This window comes from Pseudomonas sp. FSO-7 (genome assembly GCF_059579345.1).
The window spans coordinates 4508517-4532259 of sequence record NZ_CM184193.1 but is presented as its reverse complement, the minus strand read 5'-3'; the positions used below and the strand labels follow the sequence as shown (position 1 = coordinate 4532259).

Genomic DNA, 23743 nt, shown 5'->3' with positions numbered 1-23743 from the left:
CTCAGAGCGTTTTGCCCAGCAACCCCATGAAGCGATCGATCTCGGCTTCGGTGTTGAGCAGCCCCGGCGCGGTCCGGACCACCGGCCCCGCATCGCGATGCACGGCGTCGGCGATCACGCGGTTCTTCATCAGGTAGGCGGCGATCTCGTCGCTGTCGCGGCCCTTGACTCGAAAAAAGGTGAAGCCGGCGGACAGCTCCGGGTTCAGGGGCGTGACCAGTTCGATCTGCGGCTGTGCCACCAATTGCTTTTTCAGGTAGCTATTGAGGGCGTGGATGCGCGCCTGCACCTCGGCCTTGCCCAGTTGCAGGTGCAGCTTGAACGCTTCGTCGGCCGCCCAGCGATGCTCGAAGGCGTGGTAGCCCCCCGGGGTCATGACGGTGGAAAACGCCGTGGCTTCGGAGAAGGTCGGGATGATCGGCGTGACGTACTTGAGTTCTTCGCTGCGACTGCACACCAGGCCGGTGCCGCGCGGGCCGAACATCCACTTGTGGGTACCGGCGATGAAAAAGTCGCAATTCATGGCGGGGAAGCTGAGGTCTTCGACGCCGAAACCGTGCACGCCGTCCACCACGTAAATGACCCGCTGCTCATCGCTGCGGCCCTGGTTATGCTTGTCCACCAGGGCGCCGATCTTGTCGATCGGCAGCTTCACGCCGCTGCCCGAGTGCACCCAGGTCATGCCCAGCACCCGGGTTTCGGGGCGGATGTTGCGGTCGATGGCCGTGAGGATCTGCTCATGGCTGGCGTCGTGGGCGTTGTCGAACAGCTTGATCTTGCGCACCCGTGTCCCCGTCCTTTGAGTGCGCAGGTCGAGGATGGTGTGGGTGGCGTAGTGTTCGTGGGCGGTGGTGAGGATTTCCTGGTCGGCCGCCACATGGACGCCGCCATAGATGATCGACAGGCCTTCGGTGGTGCTGCCGGTGAGGGCGATCTGCTTCGGGGTCGCTTGCAGGTAGCGGCCGGCCCAGGTGCGGACGTTTTCCTCGCGTTCTTCGGTGACGCCCAGGTCCCAGTCCATCAACAGCCCGGGGTTTTTATCCAGGGCGGTGCGGTGCCGCTCGATGGCCTCGCGCACCGGGCGCGGGTGGGTGGTGACCAGGAAGTTGGAGAAGTGCAGGTAGTCCGGGTCCTGGTTGAACAGCGAGCGCAGTTGCGCCCATTTGTTCTTGGGCAGCGGCGGCAGAGGATCGGCGCTGGCCGTGGCGGGCAGGTTGGCCGCCAGCGGCAGGCCAGCGGCGAGAATTCCGGCCCGCTTCAGGAACGTGCGACGCTCATTCATGGCTGGGCCGCCTTCTGGGTCGAGGCGACGGCGTGGCGAGCGGCTTTCTGGACCTGATCCCAGACCCGCAGGAAATTGCCGCCCCACAGTTTGGCGATGTCGGCTTCGGAGTAGCCGCGGGTCAGCAATTCGGCGGTGACGTTGCGGATGTCGCCGACGTTCTCCCAGCCTTTCACACCGCCGCCTTCGTTGAAGTCCGAGCTGATGCCGACGTGGTCGATGCCGATCTTGCGCACGGTGTAGTCGATGGCGTCCCCCAGGTCCTTGAGGCTGGCCTTGGGTTCTTCTTCGAGAATGCCGTAGAGCTGGGCGGCGTATTCGCCGAATTTCTGTTCCGGCCACGCGGCGATGATCGGGTCGCCGGGCATCAGCGCCATTGCCAGGTTGGGCAGTGGCGGCAGGTCGAAACGTTCGCGCAGGGCGTTGAGTTTGTCCTGGGTCTTTTGCGTCAGCGGGCGCAGGTATTGGGAGAAACCGACGATCTGCACCACGCCGCCACTGGCCTTGATCAGTTGCATTTCCTTGTCGCTGAGGTTGCGCGGGATGTCGACCATCGCCCGTGGCGCCGAATGGGAGGCCACCAGCGGCGTGCGGCTCAGTTGCGCGACTTGCTCCAGGGCCTGGGTCGACATCTGCGACACGTCGATGATCACGCCCAGGTCGTTCAGGCGCGTCACCGCTTGCTTGCCGATGTCCGACAGACCGCCCAGGGCGTCGGGCGAGTCGTTGAAGAACGGCAGTGGGCGCGAGGAGTCGGCCCAGTCGTTGTTGCCGATGTAGCTGAAACCGAACATGCGCATGCCCCGCGCCGTCCACAGGTCCAGCAGGTTCAGGTCGTGGCCCAGGGGGTAGGCGTTGAGCATACTGATGAAGATCGCGAACTTGCCTTCACCGTGCAGGCGGCGGAAATCATCCGGGGTGTAGGCGATGGCGACCTGGTTGGGAAAGTCCCGGACCAGGCCGGTGATGATCTTGTAGCGCACTTCCTGCTGGTTGCGCGCTTCCTCGACAAAACCGGCGGTGGGTTTGTGCGGGGCGTTGGGCCCGTTCCACAACTCCGGCCAGCCGAATACCGTCAGCGCCGCGCCGGACAGGTGGCCGCGATTGGCTTTCACCAGGTCGAACTGGCCGCTGCCGTCCTTGTCGGCTTCATTGCCGGCAGTGCCGAAATCCAGCGGTACGGTGATGTGGCTGTCGAAGGACAGCAGGCGTTCGTGCAGTTCCCTGGCCTCTTTCATCACTTTGACCGGGTAGCCGGGATTGTCCCGCCACCAGTGGTCCCAAGCCGCGACGCCAGCACCGACGGCCAACGCCAGGGCCAGGGGCAGGCCGATGAAAAGAGCCTTTTTCGAACGAGGTGTTGTCATTGCCGATCTCAGTCAGGTTCGCCTTGGAAGGACAGGCGCGGGGGCCTTTGCTATCTGGGGAGAACGAGTGATCGGGCGGGAAATTTAGGTGCGCTCGGGGCCGCCATCGCGAGCAAGCTCGCTCCCACATTGGAACGCGGTCAACCTGTGGGGGCGAGCCTGCTCGCGATGGCGGTCTGACAGTCGACCGATCTTTCGTGGATGTACCAGATTCATTGTGGGAGCGAGCTTGCTCGCGATGAGGCCCTCACAGCCTCTATAAATTTGTCAGCCCCCTCATCGTTCTAGCTTGGATAAAGCCCGCTCCAGGGCTGGACACAGGTAAGGCAATGACGATTTCTCGACGATGGTTCATGGCAGGCCTGGCGCTGACCGGTGCCGCCGTGCCTGCGGTGTATTACGGGCATCGCGAACTGACCCGGCCGGACCCGACCATTACCCCCGGCGAGGCCTCGTTCGACGTGGCCGACGTGGCGGGCCAGCGCCGGGCCGATACGTTGCGGGGTATCTGGACGATCCGTTTCACCGGCCGCGACGCCGGTCTCGAAGGCTTGCCCCAGGACGATCTGCAGGTCTTCCTCGATATCGGTCAAAGGGGCCGTGGCCTGGTGGGATACCTCGACAGCGCCGAACGCTTGCGCGGCGACGATGAGCCGCGTTACCGGGTGTTGGGCGACCTGGCCGGAACCGACCCGAAGCAACTGAGCTGGCGGCTGATGGGGGCTCAGCACGACGCGCCGGACTATGAATGCATCATGACCCTGGACGAAGTCTGGGCCGGCTTCGGCAATGCCGGCAGCGCCACCCTCAGCGGTCGGGTGTTGCGCCTGGACCGTTCCATGGCGTTGCCTGAGCTGGACAATCATTTCATCGCCGTCAAGCAGCGTTTTCCCGAGGCTCGGGAGCGTACGCCGCTGAGCCCGGCGCTGCTGGCCTGGCTGGTGTCGCCCGAGCATCGGCTGTTCCACCAGCTCTGGCACGCCTCGCGGGACAAATGGCACACCCTGGACGAAGACAAGCGCAATGCCCTGCGCGGCATCGGCTGGCAGCCCGGTCCACGGGGCCAGGAGCGTGATGCCCGCGGGCCGCGCAAGGATCGCAACGGCTCGGGCGTGGACTTCTTTTTCATGCACCGGCACATGCTCGGCACGGCCCGTTCGTTCCAACCGTTGCCATCGTGGCCGCGCTTCCCCTTGCCGCAACCGGAGCTGGAACGCGATCGCCTTGGCTTCGCCCGTTACCTCGATAACCACGATGGCACGGCCTTGCCGCCGACCTGGCTGGCCGATGGCGACGAGCAGTACGCCCAGTGGGTCAGCGACATCAAGACCGCCGAGACCTACCACAGCAATTTCCAGGTCTGGGAATCGCGCTACCGCGACCCGCGCTACCTGTCGAAACTGACCCTGGGCCAGTTTGGCTCGGAAGTGGAATTGGGCCTGCACGACTGGCTGCACATGCGCTGGGCCTCGGTGCCGCGTGATCCGTCCAACGGCCACCCGGTGCCGTTCGCCCGCGCCCCGGCGGACTTCGCCCAGCGCTGGTATGCCCCGGAAAACGACTTTCTCGGCGATCCATTTTCCTCCCACGTGAGCCCGGTGTTCTGGGCCTTTCACGGCTGGATCGACGACCGCCTCGAAGACTGGTTCCGCGCCCATGAACGCTTCCATCCGGGGGAAGTGAGCCGGCTCGACGTCAACGGTGTGCCCTGGTTCGCCCCGGGCCGCTGGGTCGAAATCGCCGACCCCTGGCTGGGCCCGGACACCCACGGTTGCAGCACCACGCCGGGGCTGCAGCTCGGACGCTCGGTGGAAATGGACCCGGAAACCATGAAACTGGCCCTGCGCATCACCTTCGGCAGCGATGACAAAAAGCTCGCCGAATTGTTTCGCCGCGTGCCGCAGAGGCCGTGGTATGCGCGCAATCTCAAGTCCAAGCCGGTTTAACCCTACCCGGCTGGATGCACACCCTTGTGGCGAGGCATTTATCTGTGGCGAGGGAGCTTGCTCCCGCTGGGCTGCGAAGCAGCCCCAAAACCAGCCCCCTCAAACTATCTGACCCACCGAGGTGTTGGTGATTGGGGCTGCTGCGCAGCCCAGCGGGAGCAAGCTCCCTCGCCACGGATGTTGCTTGGCTTTTAAGAGGCGTCAGCGCGGCGCGGTGATGTCCAAGGCGCGGTTCGCCAGCATCTCACTCAGCTCGACCATCTGCTGGATCCCCAGGGCGAAACTCCGTCGCGCGCCTTCCAGATCAAAGGCCAGTTCGTTGGCCATGACGTTGACCGAGGCAAGGGTTTCGCTGAGGTTGGCCAGCAAGCATTCCAAGTCCGCACTCTCTGCAACGGTGAACAACTGGCCCGGTGGTGGAGTGGGTTTTTCAAGTTTGGGGTCGAGGTAGTAGGAGAGGGCGCGGTCGGCGGCTTCGTCGAGTTTTTTGGAATCGTCTTCGGGGGGATTGGGGGTGATCTTGAACATGGTGTAACTCCTAGTATTCATTTTCAGGAGCCGACACCCTCGCTACCAAACGATTGGGTGGCGGCCGTACGCGGGTTGGTAGACCGGAGCACTAGGAACCCGGCGCGCCCGAAGACGCCCTGCGCACGGCCACCATGAAACAGATGCCAAGACAGCATCTGCAAGCGGTGGCGCTTGCGCCTAGTTGACTCGCGGGCTACCAAACCCGATCGCTGAAATCAGCGACCCGGAAACAGTAAAAGCCACGAGCCAGGCGCACAAGCCGGCGGATTCTGGCGTAGTTGTAGGCAATGACGCAAGGCAACGTAGCCTCGCTCGGGAGTCCTACATGGCCGGATAAACAGAACCAAAGCCGAACCCCTTTAATGAAACGTGGAGAATTATCTGTGGCGAGGGAGCAAGCTCCCTCGCCACAGGTGTTGCTTGGCTTTGAAGAGGCGTCAGCGCGGCGCAGCGATGTCCAAGGCACGGTTCGCCAGCAGCTCACTCAGCTCGACCATCTGCTGGATCCCCAGGGCGAAACTCCGTCGCGCGCCTTCCAGATCAAAGGCCAGCTCGTTGGCCATGACGTTGACCGAGGCAAGGGTTTCGCTGAGGTTGGCCAGCAAGCATTCCAAGTCCGCACTCTCTGCAACGGTGAACAACTGGCCCGGTGGTGGAGCGGGTTTTTCAGGCTTGAGGTCGAGGTAGTAGGAGAGGGCGCGGTCGGCGGCTTCGTCGAGTTTTTTGGAATCGTCTTCGGGGGGATTGGGGGTGATCTTGAACATGGTGCAGCTCCTGATTATTCAAAGGGCGCTGCCAGACATCACTTGCAGATGATGGGGTGGCAGCTATGCGCGGGTCTGCAAGACCGGGAAACCAGGAACCCGGCAGACCCGAAGGTCTCCCGCACACAGCCGCCATTGAGCGACACGGACGTGTCGATTGGCTTGTGGCTATGCGCCTGGTATTTCGTCGGGCTTGCAGACCCGATCACTGATGGGCAGTGACGGGAAACAAGTTATCGACAGGAGGTTAGGCGCACAAGCCGGCGGATTCTGGCGTAGTTGTAGGCAATGACGCAAGGCAACGTAGCCTCGCTCGGGAGTCCTACATGGCTGGATAAACAGAACCCAAGCCGAACACCCTTTAATGAAACATGGAGAATTATCTGTGGCGAGGGAGCTTGCTCCCGCTGGGCTGCGAAGCGGCCCCAAAACCAGCCCCCTCAAAACATCTGACCCACCGAGGTGCTGGCCATTGGGGCTGCTGCGCAGCCCAGCGGGAGCAAGCTCCCTCGCCACAGGAGATCACCCTATTACTTGGCTTGAAGGTGGGTTTGAGGCTTACATCACCCGCCAACCCCCGCCCAACGCCTTGTACAACGCCACACTCGCCTGCACCCGCGCCAATCGCAATTGCACGTTCATGTCCTGGGCGGCGAAGAGGGTGCGTTGAGTTTCGAGCACGGTGAGCAAATCTTCGGCACCGGCCTGGTAGCGGCGTTGGGCGATGTCGAAGGCGGTCTGGGCCTGGTGCAGTTCTTCGCTTTGCCATTGCCGTTGGCGGTCCAGGCCGCTGATGCCGTTCAGGGCTTTTTCGACGTCGGCGAAGCCGTTGATGATGGCGGCGCGATAGAGCTCCAGCAGTTCCTCTTGGCGGGCGATGGCTCTGTCCCGTTCGGCACTCAGGCGGCCGTTGTTGAAGATTGGCGCGGCCAGGCCGGCGGTGAGGTTGTAGACGTTGTTGCGCAGCAACTGGTCGGCGATGTCGGCGCCGGTGGCGAGGCTCAGGCCCAGGGTCACGGTGGGCAGCATGGCGGCGCGGGCCACGGTGATGTCGGCCTGGGCGGCGGCGAGGCGGGCTTCGGCGGCGGCGATGTCCGGGCGACGGCGCAGCAGTTCGCTGGGCACGCCGGCATCGATGGCCGGCCAGTGCAGGCGGTCGAAACTGTCGTCATCAAGGTTGACCGACTGCACCGGTTGCCCCAGCAGCGTCGCCAGGGTGATCACGGCTTCCCGGGCCTGTTGCTGCACTTGGGGCAGGCGGCGTTGCTGGGCCGCCACCAGGCTTTTTTGCTGGGACAGTTCCAGGGCCGTGGCGCTGCCGGCGTCGTAGCGGGTCTGCACCAGGTCGAGTACGCGTTGGGCGTTGTCCAGGTTCTGTTCGGCGATGCGCTGTTGCTCGCGCAGGGACAACGCCTGGGTGTAGCTGTTGGCGACGCCGCTGAGCAGGGTCAACTCCACGGTCGCCCGGTCGAACTGGCTGGCCGCCAGTGTGCTCAGCGCACTGTCCCGAGCCGCGCGCTTGCCACCCCAGAAGTCCAGCTCATAGGTGGCGCTGAGATTGGCGTCGTAGTAATCGATGGTGCGGTTGTCCCGGTCGACGTCCAGTTGGCTGTAGCCTTTGCCGCGCAACAATTCCTGGCGATTGCCGTTGAGCCCAGCGGTGACGGCTGGCAGCAATGGCGCGCCGGCGATCACCGCGCTGGCCTGGGCCTGGCGCACCCGGGCCATGGCGGCGGCCAGGTCGTGGCTGTCCCGGCGCGCCTGTTCGATCAGTCGGTTCAAGGGCGGGCTGCCGAAGTGCGTCCACCATTGCTGGTTATCCGCGCGGGCGCTGGGTGTGTCGAGGGACTGCCAAGCCGGTGGCGGCTGGATGCCGCTGTCCGGTGCCGACACAGGGGTGGCGCAGGCCGCCAGCAACAGGCTGGCGGCCAGGAGGGTCAGGTGCGCTTTCATAGAGTGGGGTTCATTCACTGGTGAGGGCCGCGACCGGGTCGAGGCGGGCAGCCTTGCGAGCGGGCATGAAGCCGAAGACGACGCCGGTGACCAGGGCGCAGCCAAAGGCGCCGAATACCGCCAGCCATTCGAAGGCCACGGCGATCTTGCCCAGCAGCAAGGCACCGCCCACCAGCAGGGCCAGGCCGATGCCAGCGAGCCCGCCGACCACGGAGAGCATCACCGCTTCGGTGAGGAATTGGCGCAGGATGTCGCGCTGGCGGGCGCCGGTGGCCATGCGGATACCAATCTCGCGGGTCCGTTCGCGCACGGTCATGAGCATGATGTTCATCACGCCGATGCCGCCCACCAACAGCGAAATCGCCGCAATGGCCCCGAGCATCAGCGACAGCGTGCCCTGGGTGCGGGCCTCGGCCTGGATCATCGCGGCGTTGTTGGTCAGCTCGAAATCCTGCTTGCCGTCGTGCAGGCGCAACAGGGTACGGGATACGGCCTGTTCGGCCTCCTTGACCTTGCCGGCGTCCCGGGCGGCGATCACCACGTATTCGGGATGACGGGTGCCGAACAGCCGCACGCTGGCGGCGGAATAAGGGATGGCGACGCGATTGTCGGCGTCCGAATCCCCGGAGCTGGCGCCTTTTTCCGCCAGCACGCCGACCACCTGGAACGGCATGTTCTCGATCAGGATGTAGCGGCCGATGGGGTCGGGAACATCCTTGAGCAGTTTCTGCCGGACCTTGTGGCCGATCACCGCCACTGCCGCCGCGCCGCGTTCGTCGGCGTCGGTAAAGTAACTGCCCTCGGCCACCGGCCAATTGAAAATGGTCGGGAAGTTGGTGTCGTTGCCGCCGACGTAGCTGGTGTGGTCGAGGTTGCCGAAGCGCACGCTGGCTTCGGCACCGTTGACCGGCATGATGCGCTGCACCTCGGGCAGGGCGGCGAGGGCGGCCAGGTCGTATTCGCTGATGATGCCCTTGGCGGCGCGCGGTGCGGGTGCGCTGCCATTGAGGTAGATGATGTTCGAGCCGAACGCGCCCATCTGGGCCATGACCTGGCGCTTGCTGCCTTCGCCCACGGCCAGCATCACCACCACCGAGGCCACGCCGATGACGATGCCGAGCAGGGTCAGGGCGGTGCGAAAACGATTGATCCACATCACCCGCCACGCTGCCTGCACCGCGTCCACCAGCTCACCTTTCCAGGCGCCGTTGTGTTCGCTGCCGGCGCTCAGGCGCTGGCGCAGGTCCACGGCCTGCAGTGCCTTTGGGGTGGCTTGCACGTCGTGGGGCAAAGCGCTGGCGCTGTCGCTGATGATCAGCCCGTCGCGGATCTCGATGATGCGTTTGGCCCGGGCCGCCACTTCGCGGTCGTGGGTGATCAGGATGACTACGTGGCCCTGGCTCGCCAGTTCGTCGAGCAACGCCATGACCTCAATGCCGCTCTGGCTGTCGAGGGCGCCGGTGGGTTCGTCGGCGAGGATGATGTGGCCACCGTTCATCAAGGCCCGGGCAATCGACACCCGTTGCTGCTGGCCGCCGGACAACTGGTGCGGACGATTGCCGGTGCGGCTGGCCAGGCCGAGGCGTGCGAGCAGGGCGCTGGCCCGGGCGTGGCGTTCGGCGGCGGAAGTACCCGCGTAGATGGCCGGCATCTCGACGTTCTCCTGGGCCGTGCCGGAAGGAATCAGGTGATAGCCCTGGAACACGAAGCCGAAGGCCTCGCGCCGCAGCCAGGCCAGTTCGTCGCTGCCCAGGTCGGCGACGTCTTCGCCGGCGAAACGGTACTCGCCGCGGGTGGGACGGTCGAGGCAGCCGAGGATGTTCATCAGGGTGGATTTACCGGAGCCGGACGCCCCGACAATCGCTAGGAATTCCCCGGCATGAATGGACAAATCGATGCCGCGCAGCACCTCCACCCGAGGGCTGTCGCCACCGCCGTAGGCCTTGCGAATATCCCGCAGTTCGATCAGGGGCGTGTTCATTCAGCCTCCGCTGCCGCTGGCCGGGCCGATCAGCACCCGGTCGCCTTCGCTCAGACCGTCGAGAATCTGCGTGCGCAGCCGATCGCTGACGCCGGTGCGCACGGTGCGCGGCTGGACATCGCCGTTGTCGGCCAGCACCTGTACCTGGCTGGCGTCCCGCAGGGCGGCGATGGGTACGGTCAGCACGTCCTTGGCCTGGGCGGCGACGAAAAATACCTGGGCGGTCATGTCGGTCATCAACGCGCGGTCGGCGTTGTCGACGTCGAGCAACACGGTGTAGAGCACCACCCGCTCGCTGCCGCTGCGCCCGCCCGTGGGGCTGCCGCCCTGGCTGGCCTCCAGCGGGCGTGGCGGCACTGGGAGGATCTGGCGAACGGTGCTGCTCCAGCGCCGACCGCCGCCGGCCAGGGTGGTGAAATAGGCGGTCATGCCCGGTTTGACGTGACCGATGTCGGCTTCCGAGACTTCGGCCCAGACCGTCATCGGCGACAGCCTTGCGATGCGCAGGATCAGCGGGGTTTGCTGCTGGGCGTTGAGGGTCTGGCCTTCCCGGGCACCGACGGCGACCACGGTGCCGCTCATCGGCGCATAGATGCGCGTGTAGCCCAGCTCGGCCTCGTCGCTGCGCAGGCTGGCCTGGGCCTGGCGGATCTGCGCCTGGAACATGTCGATGCGCGCCTGGGTCGCGCGCACTTCGGCCTGAGCGGTCTGCACGTCTTCCTCGCGGGTGGCGCCGCCGGCCTTGAGTTGCTGCTGGCGGCGGAATTTCTGTTGCGCCAGGTCGTGTTGGGCGCGCTGTTCCTGAAGCTGGGCCTCGAGGTTCTCGATCGAAAAACGCCCGGCGTCGAGCTTGGCTTTTTGCGTGGACGGGTCGATTTCCACCAGCAGTTGGCCTTCACGCACCTCGTCGCCGGCTTCCACGTGAATCTTCTGGATCTGCCCGGACGCCTGGGCGCCGACGTCGACATAACGTCGCGGTTGCAAGGTGCCCAGGGCGGTGACGCTGTCTTCGATATCGCCACGGGTGACAGGCGCGGTGACCAGGGGCGCACGGTCGGGCCCGACCGCCTGCCACGCGGCGAAGGCCACGGCTGGAAGCAGGGCGAAGGTGAGAAGCCAGGCGCGTCGGGTAGGGCGGGGACGTTTCATGCAGGGTTCCGGCCAGTGATATCGGGCCCATCCCAGGAAGGGCAGGGACGGGAGGCTGTTCTGGTAGACGAGCGTTCCGGGCGGGAATTTAGCGGGTGAAACACTTGGTAGCAGGTTGGCGAAAACAGTTGAAGCGCCACAGACCCCTGTGGCGAGGGAGCTTGCTCCCGCTGGGGCGCGAAGCGGCCCTGAAACCTGAATCCCGTTTATGTCAGATTCGATGGTGTTGCCTGCCTTGGGCCTGCTGCGCAGGCCAGCGGGAGCAAGCTCCCTCGCCACAAAAGCGATTGATCTTGGCGCCAATAGAAATGAACGAATCGGCCTTGATGCAAACCAACGCTTTAAATCTATATGAGAATTACTATAAATTACGCGATTGAATCTGCCACTATCGTGCCATGCCCTTTTCCGGCATGCCGGGTGGCACAGGGATAGCTGTCGCAGTCATTGCGCACGGGAGTCATGGTGGAAAACTACTATCGCGAGCTGGTGTGTTTCCTGAACGCCAGGCTTGGCAACCGCCAGGCGGCCGAGGATGTGGTGCATGACGCCTATGTGCGGGTGCTGGAGCGTGCCAGCGACACGCCCATCGAACAGCCTCGGGCGTTCCTCTACCGCACGGCGCTGAACCTGGTGATCGACGGGCATCGGCGCAATACGCTGCGCCAGGTCGAATCCCTGGATGTGCTGGACAGCGAAGAACGCTTCTTCACCCCGTCGCCCCACACCAGCCTCGACCATGGCCAGCGCCTGGACATGCTGCGGCGCGCACTGGCCGAGCTGCCGCCGCTGTGCCGCGAGAGTTTCCTGCTGCGCAAGCTCGAAGGTCTGTCCCACTCGCAAATCGCCGAACGCCTGGGCCTTTCCCGGGCATTGGTGGAAAAGCACATCGTCAACGCCATGAAGCACTGTCGCGTTCGCGTGCGTCAGTGGGACGCGCCCTGATTCGATCGTCGCCGGTCACCCGGCGGTAAATTTTTTTTCATTGTCCTCGTTCCTCTCAACAGACGACTTGCCGGCGCCTCGAATGCCGGTCAGGTTCCCCAGGCTTTTCGTGCCCTGTTGAGGGGCTTTTCCAGAGGACACTGGACATGACACAGGCAATTGCATCGCCCATCGTTCACGACTTGATCGGCATTGGCTTCGGCCCTTCGAACCTGGCGCTGGCCATCGCGCTGCAGGAGCGGGGGCCGGTCCAGGGTGAACTGGACGTGCTGTTCCTCGACAAGCAGGCCGACTACCGCTGGCACGGCAACACCCTGGTGACCCAGAGCGAGTTGCAGATTTCCTTCCTCAAGGACCTGGTGACCCTGCGCAACCCCACCAGCCCGTATTCGTTCGTCAATTACCTCAAGCACCATGGCCGCCTGGTGGACTTCATCAACCTCGGCACCTTCTACCCGTGCCGCATGGAGTTCAATGACTACCTGCGCTGGGTGGCCGGGCACTTCACCGAACAGAGCCGCTATGGCGAAGAAGTGCTGCGCATCGAACCGGTGTTGCACAACCAGCAGGTCGAAGCGCTGCGGGTGATCTCCCGCGACGCCCAGGGCGCAGAGTGGGTGCGTACCACCCGTTCGCTGGTGGTCAGTGCCGGCGGTACCGCGCGCATTCCCGAGGCGTTCAAGGCGTTCAAGGAGGATGCGCGGGTGTTCCACCATTCCCAGTACCTGGAACGCATGGCGAGCCAGCCGTGCGTGAAGGGCCAGCCGATGAAGATCGCCATCATCGGCGGTGGGCAGAGCGCGGCGGAGGCCTTCATCGACCTCAACGACAGCTTCCCTTCGGTACAGGTCGACATGATCCTGCGCGGCTCGGCCCTCAAACCGGCGGACGACAGCCCGTTCGTCAACGAAGTGTTTTCGCCGGAGTTCACCGACCTGGTGTTCCAGCAACCCCATAGCGAGCGCGAGCGTCTGGTCAACGAGTACCACAACACCAACTACTCGGTGGTGGACATCGACCTGATCGAACGCATCTACGGGATTTTCTATCGCCAGAAAGTCTCCGGCATCGCCCGTCACGCGTTCCGCACCCTCACCACGGTGGAGAAGGCCACGGCCACCGACGCCGGCGTGGAACTGGCGGTGCGCAACAACGCCACGGGCGAGCTGACGGTACGCCGTTACGACGCCGTGGTGCTGGCCACCGGTTACGAGCGGCAGATGCACCGCACCCTGCTGGAGCCACTGGCGCAATACCTGGGGGATTTCGAGGTGGACCGCAACTACAAGCTGATCACCGACGAGCGCTGCAAGGCGGCGATCTACATGCAGGGCTTCTGCCAGGCCAGCCACGGCTTGAGCGACACCCTGCTGTCGATCCTGCCGGTGCGTGCCGATGAAATCGCCGGCTCGCTGTATGAGCACGGGAACAATCGCGGGCAGGCGCGTCCGGTGCGTGACTTGCTGCTCGCCGCCGTATAGGCCCTATGGGAGCGAGTCACTCGCAGGAAATCTATCAGCCAACGCAACCCCCTGTGGGAGCGAGCTTGCTCGCGATGGCGTCGTGTCAGTCACTTCAATATTGGCTGAGCTGACGCCTTCGCGAGCAAGCTCGCTCCCACAGGTTCGGGTCCTGGCATCCAGTCACTCACAGGAAATTCTTCAGAAACTTCCTACACTCATGTCATGCGTCTGTTCGGCAGGCGCATCGACGGTTCGCTGTTCCCTCGTATTGGCAGTCTGAACCCCCAACCGGTCACCCTGACTGAAGTCGCTGGTGCGCCGGACCGACTACGCCAAGCGAAACACCCTGATCAAATGATGCTGCTTTTACGCACAGGCCTGATGGCGCTGTTGCTGGGCTCATTGAGCGTGGCGCCACCGGTAGGCGCGACCCCTGAATCGTTGCAGGTGCTCGGGCGCTCCCATGTGGATGATTATTCGGTGTCCCTGGACGCTGCCGATTGGGCGTGGCTGCGTCACAAGGACACGTTGCTGCTAGGTACCTCGGCGCCGGACTATGCGCCGTTCAGCATCACCGGCAACGGTCGCGACTACGAAGGCCTGACGGCCGACTATGCGCAATTGCTGGGGCAACTCTTGCACGTCAAGGTGCAGGTGCAGCGCTATGCGTCCCGCGCCGAAGCGCTCCAGGCCCTGCGCGGTGGTGAGATCGACCTGCTCGACACCGCCAACGGCTTCGAAGCCGCCGATCCGGACCTGGCCATGTCCCAGGCCTATGCCGATGACTTGCCGACCCTCGTGGCCCGTATCGACGACAGCCAGGACTTGCCCACGGACCTGGCCGGCAAGCGCGTGGCCATGCTCTATCACTACTTGCCGCCGAAGACGGTCGAGGCGTTTTATCCCGAGGCTTCCTTGCAATTGTTCCCCTCGACCTTGAGCGCCATCGGTGCCGTGGCGTTTGGTCAGGCCGACGTCTACCTGGGGGACTCGATCAGTTCCAATTACCTGATCAGCAAGAACTACCTGAACAACGTCCAACTGGCCGATTTCTCGCGCCTGGAAGTGCAGCCGTTCGCCTTCGCGGTCAATCGCGACAATGCGCGGGTGTTGCGCATCGTCAATGCCGCGTTGCAAGTCATTCCCGCCAGCGAACGCATGATCATCCTGCGGCGATGGAGTGCCGGCGGGGCGAGCATGCCCGGTCAGCAGGCGCTGCATTTCAGCGTCAACGAACAGCGTTGGCTGGATGCCCACCCGCGAATCAAAGTGGCGGTCAACGAAAACTTCCTGCCGCTGACGTTCTTCGACGAGCAAGGCCATTTGCGCGGCATCGGCGCCGATGTGCTGGCCCGGATCAGCTTGCGCACCGGTTTGAAATTCGATGTGCAACGGGGCGATTCGGTTGATGATTTGATCGGGCAGATCACGAGCGGCAAGGCCGATGTCTTGGCGACCGCCATCCCCAGTGCCGAACTCGAGGACGAGTTGCGCTTTACCCGGCCGTACCTGGCGAACCCGTTCGTGCTGGTGGTGCCGGTCAGGACCAAGGCGCTGACCTTGGACCAGATGGCAGGCAAGCGCCTGGCGCTGGTGCGTGGCAACGTGCTGCGTGAGTTCCTGCTGGAGCAGTTCCCCCGCGTGCAACTGGTGGCGGCGCAGAATGCCGCCGACGCCATGGCCATGGTTGCCGCCGGCACGGCGGACGCGGCGATCAATCCGCTGATCAGCGCCCGCTACATGATCTCCCGCCAGTACCGCGACACGCTGCAAGTCACCAGCACCGTAGGCACCTTGCCCGCGCACGTCGCCCTGGCGACGAACCGGGGCGCATTGGAGCTTTACTCGATCCTGGACAAGGCACTGTTGAGCATCACCCCGGAAGAAATGGATGAGCTGACCAACCGCTGGCGCAGTGAGGTGGTGATCGACGACAGTTATTGGCTACGCAACCGCACCACGATCCTCCAAGGGTTCGCCATTGCTGCGCTGCTGTTGTTGGTGGCCCTGGGCTGGGGCATGTATCTGCGGCGCCTGCTGGAACAGTTGCGCGTGGCCAAGGAAAACGCCGACGAGGCCAATCGGGCCAAGACCACCTTCGTGGCAACCATGAGCCATGAGATCCGCACACCGATGAATGCGGTGATCGGCCTGCTGGAGCTGGCCCTGAAAAAAGCCGACCAGGGCGTCGTGGACCGGTTCGCCATCGAAGTCGCGTCGGGGGCCGCCCATGGCATGCTGGACTTGATCGGCGACATCCTCGACATCGCCCGCATCGAGTCGGGCAAGCTGTCGCTGGCGCCGCAACGGGCCAATCTGCACACGTTGATCGAGTCGGTGGCGCGGATCTTCGAGGGCCTGGCCTGGCAGAAACACCTGCGCTTGCATTGGGTGCTGGAGGCCGGGGTCAACCGCGACGTGTTGATTGATCCATTGCGTTTCAAGCAGATCGTCTCGAACCTGCTGAGCAACGCCATCAAGTTCACCGACCAGGGCGAAGTGCGCCTGAGTGTGCGCGGCGAGTTGGACGCTGAACACGGGCGTCTCGGCATTTGCCTGCGAGTCGAGGACACCGGTTGCGGCATTTCCCCCGAGGATCAGCGCCGCTTGTTCAGCCCCTTTACCCAGGCCGGCCATCACCCCCAATCGGCCCGCAGCGGTTCCGGGTTGGGCTTGGTCATCAGCCGCACGTTGTGCGAAATGATGGGCGGCACCCTGGTGTTGCGCAGCGTGCCGGGGGAGGGCACGCAGGTCGAGGTGCTGCTGGAGCTGCCCGTGCTCGACGCGTTGCCGGCGGCGCCGCCTGCCGAGGTCGAGGCGCTGCGGCCGGTCCGGGCGCTGAGTATCCTGGTGGTGGACGACTACCCGGCCAACCGCTTGCTGCTGTCCCAGCAACTGGGCTACCTGGGGCATCGTGTCCAGGAAGCGCAGAACGGTGTCGAGGGCCTGCAGGCCTGGCGCAGCGAACACTTCGATGTGGTCATCACCGACTGCAACATGCCTTTGATGAGCGGCTACGAACTGGCCCGTACCATTCGCGACGAAGAGCGCGACCGCAACCTGTCGCCGGTGGTAATCCTGGGGTTCACCGCCAACGCCCAACCGGAGGAAAAGGAGCGCTGCGCCGAAGCCGGGATGGACGATTGCCTGTTCAAACCCATCGGCCTCAAGGCACTCAACGCGCGTCTGGCTTCGGTCACGCCGGATGCGCGGGCGCCCCAGTCCGACGATGATCTCGACTTGACCGGCCTGGAACAACTGACCGGTGGCGACACGAGCGCCATCAGGGCGTTGCTGGAGGAACTGGTCAGCAGCAATGCCGAAGATCAAGCGCGGCTACTGCACTTGGCCACCCGACCCGACTTGCCGGGCCTGGCGGACCTGGCGCACCGGATCAAGGGCGGGGCGCGGATCATCCAGGCGCAACGCCTGATCGCCGCCTGCGAGACACTGGAAAGCGCTTGTCGAGCGGACGACACGGTGCAGCTCGCCAAAGCCGTGGAAGACCTTCGCCAAGCCATCGAGCACCTGGCGGAGCGGCTCAAGGCCTACATGAAAGGAGTCGGAGCCGAGTAGGAACTGTAGGAGCTGACGAGTGCAACGAGGCTGCGATCTTTCCCCAGACACTTGAATCTCAAGCGAAAGATCAAAAGATCAAAAGATCAAAAGATCAAAAGATCAAAAGATCAAAAGATCAAAAGATCAAAAGATCAAAAGATCAAAAGATCAAAAGATCAAAAGATCGCAGGCTTCGCCAGCTCCTACAAAGCGTCGTGCAGGATAAATTCCATCGTCATAGGGGCTGTGTCTGGCTTCATTTTAGGAATAGTCCTACATCGCCCTTCAAACGCTTCCTCTAGCCTGAGCGCCCTTAATGTTCTTGAGCCGGTGCCTACCTGGCGCGTTGCTATTGGAAAGCTTGCCATGCCGAACAAAGCACTCCGTATCCTGATTGCCGACCCACAACAGACCCATCGAATCGTGCTGGAACGTCTGTTCAACCAACAGGGCTACCACCGGATTGTCCCCGTGAGCCATTTGCAGGAGTTGCTCACGCTGGTGGAGTACGGCAGCGAGCCGTTCGACCTGATTGTCATCAACTCGGCGTTGGCGGGCGGGGCGTTGGACCTGCACGATTTTGTTATCTACAACCCGCAGGTGCGTCACGGGATGATTTACAACGCGCAACCGGCCCGTCAGTCGCCGGTGCCTGTCGCGCCTCGATCGAGCGTGCACCTGAGCCAGGCGCCACTGCCTGATCTGGCGTCACTGCGATGCCTGATGGAGCAGGTTGATCCTCATGTCCATGAGCCGCTGCAACCGTGGGTGCGTCCCCTCAGGCAGGGTCATGGACACTGAACCAGACCGTTGGTCCGCACTGTCAGGTCTGACAGGTGGCAGGGCCTGGCGCTTGTGCAAGAGTCCGGTGCGGTCACGGCACCGGTGCCGTTTGTATTGCTTTGGGGAACTGCCTTGAAAGACGTGTTGATCGTGGACGACCACCCTGTCATACGAGGGGCGCTGCGGCTCATTTGCCAGAATGAGGCGTTCACCCGCATCCGGGACGCCAGCGGCGTGGCCGATGCCAGGGCCATCATCAAGGAGCACGCGCCAGACCTGGTGATCCTGGATTTGGTGATGAACGGGTTCGATGGCCTGGACCTGCTGGTCTGGATCATGGCCCAGTTTCCTGAATGCAGCGTGCTGGTGTTCACCTCCCAGGATGCGCAGCACTTCTGCAACCGCTGCATCTCGGCCGGGGCCCGGGGCTTCGTGACCAAGAAAAGCGACCTCAAGGAACTGACCAAGGCCATCCAGGCGTTGAAGTCCGGTTATGCCTATTTCCCCCAGATGCCCGTCCGGCTGGATTTCCAGCAACGCAGCGAACAGCAGGCCCTGGAAAGCCTCTCCACCCGCGAGCTGTCCATCCTGCGCATGCTGGCCATGGGCATGCGTGGCAAGGACATCGCCGAAAGCCTGTTCCTGAGTCCGAAAACCGTCAGCACCTACAAGACTCGGCTGTTGGAAAAGCTCGGGCTGCAATCCTTGGTGGGGCTGTCGGACTTTGCCAAGCGCAATCACCTTTGAATGAACTGCCCCAAACCTGTGGGAGCGAGCTTGCTCGCGATAGCGTTCTATCAGTCAATGATGTATCGACTGTCAGACTGCAATCGCGAGCAAGCTCGCTCCCACAGGTTTATCCGTCGTTCTCCGGATAGAACGCTAAGGCCGATTTTTGCTATCTAGTGCTTCAAGGGTGTCGGTTTTAAGCTATCTCCATCAAATCGCAGTACCTGATTTTGGAGACACGGCATGAAGAACATCATCGGCCTCTACACCAGCCCGCGGCCCCATTGGGTCGGCGACGGTTTTCAGGTGCGCACGCTGTTTTCCTACGACAACCTGGGCAAGCACATCAGCCCGTTCCTGCTGCTGGACCACGCCGCCCCCACTGAATTCACGCCGACCACCGAGCGTCGTGGCGTCGGCCAGCACCCCCATCGTGGGTTCGAAACCGTGACCATCGTCTACCAGGGCGAACTGGAGCACCGTGACTCCACTGGCAGCGGCGGCAAGATCGGCCCCGGCGACGTGCAATGGATGACCGCCGCGTCCGGCATCATTCACGAAGAGTTCCACTCCGAAGCCTTCGCCCGGCAGGGCGGGTTCATGGAGATGGTCCAGCTGTGGGTCAACCTGCCCGCCAAGGACAAGATGGCCCCGGCCGGCTACCAGACGATCCTCAAGGGCGACATTCCGAACATCGCCCTGAAGGACAACGCCGGCAGCCTGCGCCTGATCGCCGGGCGCTTCGAAGGGCATCAAGGCCCAGCGCGGACCTTCACCCCCATCGACGTCTGGGACATCCGCTTGAATGCCGGTAAAACGCTCACCCTTGACCTGCACGAAGGCCACAACACGGCCTTGGTGGTGCTGCGGGGCACGGTCCAGGTCAATGGTCGCGAGCGGGTCGAGGCCGGGCAGATGGCCCTGTTCGACCGGGCCGGCGACCAATTGAGCCTGCAAGCCAATAACGACGCGGTGGTGCTGCTGCTCAGCGGCGAGCCGATCGACGAACCCATCGTTGGCCATGGGCCGTTCGTGATGAACAGCGAACAGGAAATCCACCAGGCCTTCGAGGATTTTCATTCCGGGCGCTTTGGCCGGATGGATGACTGAACGCCAGAACAACAGCCACGCAACACCCATTGTGGGAGCGAGCTTGCTCGCGATAGCGGTAGGACATTCAATCATGGGTTGACGGTCAGACCGCAATCGCGAGCAAGCTCGCTCCCACAAGGGGGATCTGCATGGGGATCTGCGGGGATCTCTACAGCGTCTTCAATCTGTGCCAATCTTCGCCAATCGCCCTCCTGGAGCTGTCCCGATGCTGTTTCTGATCTCCGAGCACCCGCTGCTCTGTGCCCTGGCGCTGCTGGTGCTCGATCTACTGATGTGGCACCTGGTCAGTGCGGATCGGATCTATTGGAAAGTCGGCGCCAGGCTGGTGATTTTTTCGTTGTTCAGCGTGCTGCTGTTCAACGAAGGTCTCAACCCCATGGTGCCGGCGCAGTGGGTCGACGATGTGCCGCGGCACCTGGCCGCCACCGGTTTGCAGATCACCTGGTGGCTGTTCGCCGCGCGAACCCTGACGGTGCTGATCGTCGCTGCGCTGATGCAACGGGTCGGCCACACCGGGCGGTTGTTGCAGGATCTGCTGGGTGCGGTGATTTTCCTGGTTGCTGTCATTGCGGCGCTGGCTTATGTGCTGGATCTGCCGGTCAAGGGCGTGCTGGCGACGTCCGGCGCAATGGCGATCATCGTTGGCCTGGCCTTGCAGAGCACACTCAGCGACGTGTTTTCCGGCATCGTGCTTAATACTACCAAGCCCTATCAAGTCGATGACTGGATCTCCATCGATGGCACCGAAGGCAGGGTCACCGACATCGACTGGCGTGCCACGCGACTGCAGACTTCCCAGGGCAGCATGGCGGTGATTCCCAACTCGTTGGCGGCGAAAGCCAAGATCGTCAACTTCAGCCGACCCAGCGACATGCATGGCTTGGCCATCAGTGTCCAGGTCAGCCCCCATGCGCGTCCGCAGAAGGTGATCGATGCGTTGGAGCGGGCAATGATCGGTTGCCGCGCGTTGCTTGCCACCCCGGCGCCCTGCGTCACGCTCAAAGGCACCGGTAGCGGCGGGGCGGAATACGAGATCAGCGGATTCGTGGCCTCGATGGGGCAGAAGCGGGAGGTGCGCAATCAACTGTTCGACCTGGCGTTCCGGCATTTGCAAGCCTCGGGCGTGAGCCTGTTGTCCACCAGCGAAAGCACCGCTTCCATCGGCGTGTCGCGTCCTCGAGCGCTGCTGGAAAGCTCGAGCATTTTTTCGACCCTGCGCCCGGACGAAAAAGACGTTTTCAGCCAGAACATGACATTACAAACCTTCCGCGCCGGCGACGTGATCCTGGCGGCGGGGGAGGTCAGCGATCATCTGTTCATCATCGAGTCCGGGGTGGTCAGCGTAACCCTCATGCGCAACGGCCAGCCACTGGAGGGCGGGCGCATGGGGCCGGGGGAAGTGATTGGCGAAGCCGGGATCGTCGCCGAGCAGGCGGCCCTGGCGAATTTTTCCGCCAAGACCTTCTGCACCCTGTACCGCATCGAGAACAGCTACCTCAAGCCGTGCCTCGAGGCTCGTCGCGACATCAACGACGCGATGAAGAACCTGCTGGACGTGCGCATGCACCTGGCCCAGAACCTGACCCGCGAAGTCCCCAAGCCGATCGCCAAGAAGCGCTTTCTGCAATGGTTGCGCAGCCGGGCCTGACGGAAGGGCTCATGGCCTTTTGTGGCGAGGGAGCTTGCTCCCGCTGGGTGGCGCAGCCGCCCCCAATGGGCCTGACCCCATTTTCCTGACGGACCGCGTCGACAGGTTTGCGACTGCTGCGCAGCCGAGCGGGAGCAAGCTCCCTCGCCACAAGAGCTTCCAGCCTTAAGATTGACCTCGACGCGTGCCCCATTGGCCACCCGAACTTCCCAACAATTGGCTATTTGTACCGCGCCACTGCACGGCTAACGTAACGCCACACCCAATTGTTCTGGAGTCCACCATGCAACCGCGTATCGATTTCTACACCGCTTCCCCCGACGCTTTCAAAGCCATGCTGGCCCTGGAAAACGCCGCCTCGAACCTGGGCCTGGAGAAGTCCCTGCTGGAACTGGTCAAGCTGCGCTCCTCGCAAATCAACGGCTGCGCCTTCTGCATCGACATGCACACCGCCGACGCCCGCAAGGACGGCGAGACCGAACGTCGCCTGTACGCCGTGACCGCCTGGCGCGAAGCGCCATTTTTCACCGGCCGCGAGCGCGCCGCACTGGCCTGGACCGAAGCCCTGACCCGCCTGAGCGACACCCACGCGCCGGACGCCGACTATGCCTTGCTGAGCGAGCATTTCAGCCCCAAGGAAATGGTCGACCTGACCGTGGCGATCAACGCCATCAATGGCTGGAACCGCTTGGCGGTGGGGTTTCGCAAGATGCCTGAGGCGTAGTCGAAAGCAAAAACAAACCTGTGGGAGCGAGCTTGCTCGCGATAGCGGTGTGTCAGTCAATGGTGCATGAACTGTCAAACCGCTATCGCGAGCAAGCTCGCTCCCACATGGATTTATTTCTCAGCTTCAAGCTTCGGACGACAGGCGCCGTAATAGGTTTGCTTCTCATTAATAGTAACCATTACTATTCACGCCCCGTTTCCACAGCGCGCCGTGATGACCCCCAAGCTGCCCCGCAGACCCGGCTTTTTCGAGCATTACGAAGAGTTGATCGGCACCTGGACCCGTCGCCTGCGCAATCGCCAGCAGGCCGAGGACCTGGCCCATGACACCTTCGTGCGTGTGCTTGAGTCCGATTCGAGCGGGGTCGAGCAGCCACGGGCGTATCTGCATCAGACGGCGCGCAACATTGCAGTGGATGGCTATCGGCGCGAAGATCGACGGGGGGCCATGGAGGAGGCAGTCTTCGACCCTGGTCAGTCGTTTTCGGGCGACCCGGAGCACTTCATGCACGCGATTCAACTGGCGGACTCCATCGAGCGGGCGCTTGCCGAGCTGCCGGCCAACTGCCGCACGGTATTTGTCTGGCAGAAGATCGAAGGCCTGACCCAGGCGGAAATCGCCGAGCGCCTGGGGCTGTCAAAAAACATGGTGGAAAAGTATATGATCCGCACCCTGCGGCATCTGCGCGATCGCCTGGACGGACCAGGCCAATGATCCGTCGCCCCCTTCCACCTGAGCCACAGGACCTTCCATGATGGATAGCCGTGAATGCCCGTGCGGGCAGGACAGGGTTCGCGACGCGGCGGCGCAATGGTTCGTGCGCTTGCAAGCGCCCGCCATGAGTGTCGAGGAGCGCCAGGATTTCGAAGCCTGGCTGGACGAGCATCCCAATCACCGTGACGAGATTCAATTGCTCCAGGGCATCTGGAGCGCCACGGACCTGCTGCCCAAGGAACGCCTGCGAGCGCTGTGCGAACCACCCGCCGAGCGTCCCAAGCGTCGGCCGCTGTTACGTTACGCCGTCGCCGCCGGGCTGTTCGCAGTGGCGCTCGGGTTGGGGCTGTTCAGCGGCTTGAGTTCTTCCACCGACTACAGCGGCGAATACGCCACCGCCCTTGGCGAGCGTCGGCATATCGCCTTGCCGGACGGTTCGGTGATCGACCTCAACAGCCGTAGCCGGGTGCGTATTCAGTTCGCACACCGTCAACGCCGGGTGGAACTGACCGAAGGCGAGGCGTTGTTCACGGTCGAGCATGACGCCGGTCGGCCATTCACCGTCGAGGCGGGTAACGGCCAGGTGACGGTGACCGGGACGCGCTTCGATGTGCGCCGTGACGCCGACAAGACCCGGGTGGCGGTGGCGCAGGGCAGCGTCAAAGTCCAGGGACGCGGCGCGCCCAAGGCACCGTTCGTCAGCCTGGCGGCGGGGTTCGGTACCCAGATCGATGCCCAGGGCAACGTCGCCGCCCCTTACGCGGTCAATACCGATGCACTCACGGCCTGGCGCAACGGCAAGTTGGTGTTCAATGACGCGCCGCTCAAGGAAGTGGCGGAAGAAGTCTCCCGTTATCGCCCCCAGCCCCTGCGTGTCGGTAGCGCGGCGGTGGGCAAGCTGCGCCTGACCAGCGTGTTCCGCGCCGACGACCCCGAGGCGCTGCTCAAGGCGCTGCCGAACATCCTGCCGGTGGCCGTGCGCAACCTGGATGACGGCAGCCAGGAAATAATTGCGAAATAAATTCAGGTTTTTTCCGAGTTCTTCGTCTTCTTGTCCAACTGCAACTGGTTTGCATTAACAGACGCGTAT

18 protein-coding genes are annotated in these 23743 nt (G+C 63.3%); 11 read left to right on the top strand and 7 right to left on the bottom strand.

The genetic code is table 11. The features are described 5' to 3' along the window. Position 1: 1 nt before the first annotated feature. Together pvdN and pvdM are read right to left on the bottom strand one after the other, a co-directional pair. The gene (gene pvdN, locus AC515T_RS19715) at positions 2-1282 is read right to left on the bottom strand and encodes a pyoverdine-tailoring periplasmic protein PvdN (RefSeq protein ID WP_496529687.1); all 1281 of its coding nucleotides are present in this window, start codon (positions 1280-1282) and stop codon (positions 2-4) included. Next, positions 1279-2649 (bottom strand): pyoverdine-tailoring dipeptidase-like protein PvdM, encoded by a 1371-nt coding sequence (gene pvdM, locus AC515T_RS19710; RefSeq protein ID WP_496529686.1) that lies wholly within the window; start codon positions 2647-2649, stop codon positions 1279-1281. The genes pvdN and pvdM overlap by 4 nt, the downstream gene beginning before the upstream one ends. A 329-nt stretch (positions 2650-2978) precedes the next feature. Here pvdM and pvdP point away from each other — a divergent pair, with 329 nt between their 5' ends. Then, a complete protein-coding gene (gene pvdP / locus AC515T_RS19705) occupies positions 2979-4595 on the top strand; it encodes a pyoverdine maturation tyrosinase PvdP (protein WP_496529685.1) in 1617 nt (538 codons plus the stop codon). 201 nt (positions 4596-4796) lie between these two features. Here pvdP and AC515T_RS19700 read toward each other — a convergent pair whose 3' ends face one another. The 5 genes from AC515T_RS19700 to AC515T_RS19680 form a co-directional block, all read right to left on the bottom strand. After that, positions 4797-5123 (bottom strand): DUF6124 family protein, encoded by a 327-nt coding sequence (locus tag AC515T_RS19700; RefSeq protein WP_496529684.1) that lies wholly within the window; start codon positions 5121-5123, stop codon positions 4797-4799. A 440-nt stretch (positions 5124-5563) separates the two neighbouring features. Next, positions 5564-5890, bottom strand: a complete 327-nt coding sequence (locus AC515T_RS19695; RefSeq protein ID WP_496529683.1) for a DUF6124 family protein — start codon at positions 5888-5890, stop codon at positions 5564-5566. A gap of 558 nt (positions 5891-6448) precedes the next feature. Continuing rightward, positions 6449-7843 (bottom strand): efflux transporter outer membrane subunit, encoded by a 1395-nt coding sequence (locus AC515T_RS19690; RefSeq protein ID WP_496529682.1) that lies wholly within the window; start codon positions 7841-7843, stop codon positions 6449-6451. A gap of 10 nt (positions 7844-7853) precedes the next feature. Then, positions 7854-9824, bottom strand: coding sequence for a MacB family efflux pump subunit (locus AC515T_RS19685; RefSeq protein WP_496529681.1), 1971 nt, complete (start codon positions 9822-9824; stop codon positions 7854-7856). Further along, on the bottom strand, positions 9825-10973 hold the full coding sequence (locus tag AC515T_RS19680) for an efflux RND transporter periplasmic adaptor subunit (RefSeq protein WP_496529680.1): 1149 nt from the start codon (positions 10971-10973) through the stop codon (positions 9825-9827). Between the two features lie 462 nt (positions 10974-11435). Here AC515T_RS19680 and AC515T_RS19675 point away from each other — a divergent pair, with 462 nt between their 5' ends. From AC515T_RS19675 to AC515T_RS19630, 10 genes are all read left to right on the top strand, one after another. Further along, complete coding sequence (locus tag AC515T_RS19675; protein ID WP_496529679.1) at positions 11436-11918, top strand: sigma-70 family RNA polymerase sigma factor; 483 nt, start codon at positions 11436-11438, stop codon at positions 11916-11918. Positions 11919-12064: 146 nt separating this feature from the next. Further along, entirely contained in the window at positions 12065-13399 is a 1335-nt protein-coding gene (locus AC515T_RS19670; protein ID WP_496529678.1) for a lysine N(6)-hydroxylase/L-ornithine N(5)-oxygenase family protein, read from the top strand. A 336-nt stretch (positions 13400-13735) separates the two neighbouring features. Beyond that, the gene (locus tag AC515T_RS19665; RefSeq protein ID WP_496533167.1) at positions 13736-16957 is read left to right on the top strand and encodes a transporter substrate-binding domain-containing protein; all 3222 of its coding nucleotides are present in this window, start codon (positions 13736-13738) and stop codon (positions 16955-16957) included. Positions 16958-17305: 348 nt separating this feature from the next. After that, positions 17306-17740 carry a response regulator gene (locus AC515T_RS19660; RefSeq protein WP_496529677.1) on the top strand — a complete coding sequence of 145 codons (435 nt, stop codon included), beginning with the start codon at positions 17306-17308 and terminating at the stop codon, positions 17738-17740. Positions 17741-17854: 114 nt separating this feature from the next. Next, complete coding sequence (locus tag AC515T_RS19655; protein WP_496533166.1) at positions 17855-18469, top strand: response regulator; 615 nt, start codon at positions 17855-17857, stop codon at positions 18467-18469. Between the two features lie 225 nt (positions 18470-18694). Next, positions 18695-19561, top strand: coding sequence for a pirin family protein (locus tag AC515T_RS19650; RefSeq protein ID WP_496529676.1), 867 nt, complete (start codon positions 18695-18697; stop codon positions 19559-19561). A 208-nt stretch (positions 19562-19769) separates the two neighbouring features. Then, complete coding sequence (locus AC515T_RS19645) at positions 19770-21212, top strand: mechanosensitive ion channel domain-containing protein (RefSeq protein ID WP_496529675.1); 1443 nt, start codon at positions 19770-19772, stop codon at positions 21210-21212. A 283-nt stretch (positions 21213-21495) separates the two neighbouring features. Continuing rightward, positions 21496-21936 carry a carboxymuconolactone decarboxylase family protein gene (locus tag AC515T_RS19640; protein ID WP_053123536.1) on the top strand — a complete coding sequence of 147 codons (441 nt, stop codon included), beginning with the start codon at positions 21496-21498 and terminating at the stop codon, positions 21934-21936. A gap of 216 nt (positions 21937-22152) precedes the next feature. After that, positions 22153-22653, top strand: coding sequence for a sigma-70 family RNA polymerase sigma factor (locus AC515T_RS19635; RefSeq protein ID WP_496529674.1), 501 nt, complete (start codon positions 22153-22155; stop codon positions 22651-22653). 37 nt (positions 22654-22690) lie between these two features. Beyond that, positions 22691-23674 (top strand): FecR family protein, encoded by a 984-nt coding sequence (locus AC515T_RS19630; RefSeq protein WP_496529673.1) that lies wholly within the window; start codon positions 22691-22693, stop codon positions 23672-23674. Positions 23675-23743 lie beyond the last annotated feature (69 nt).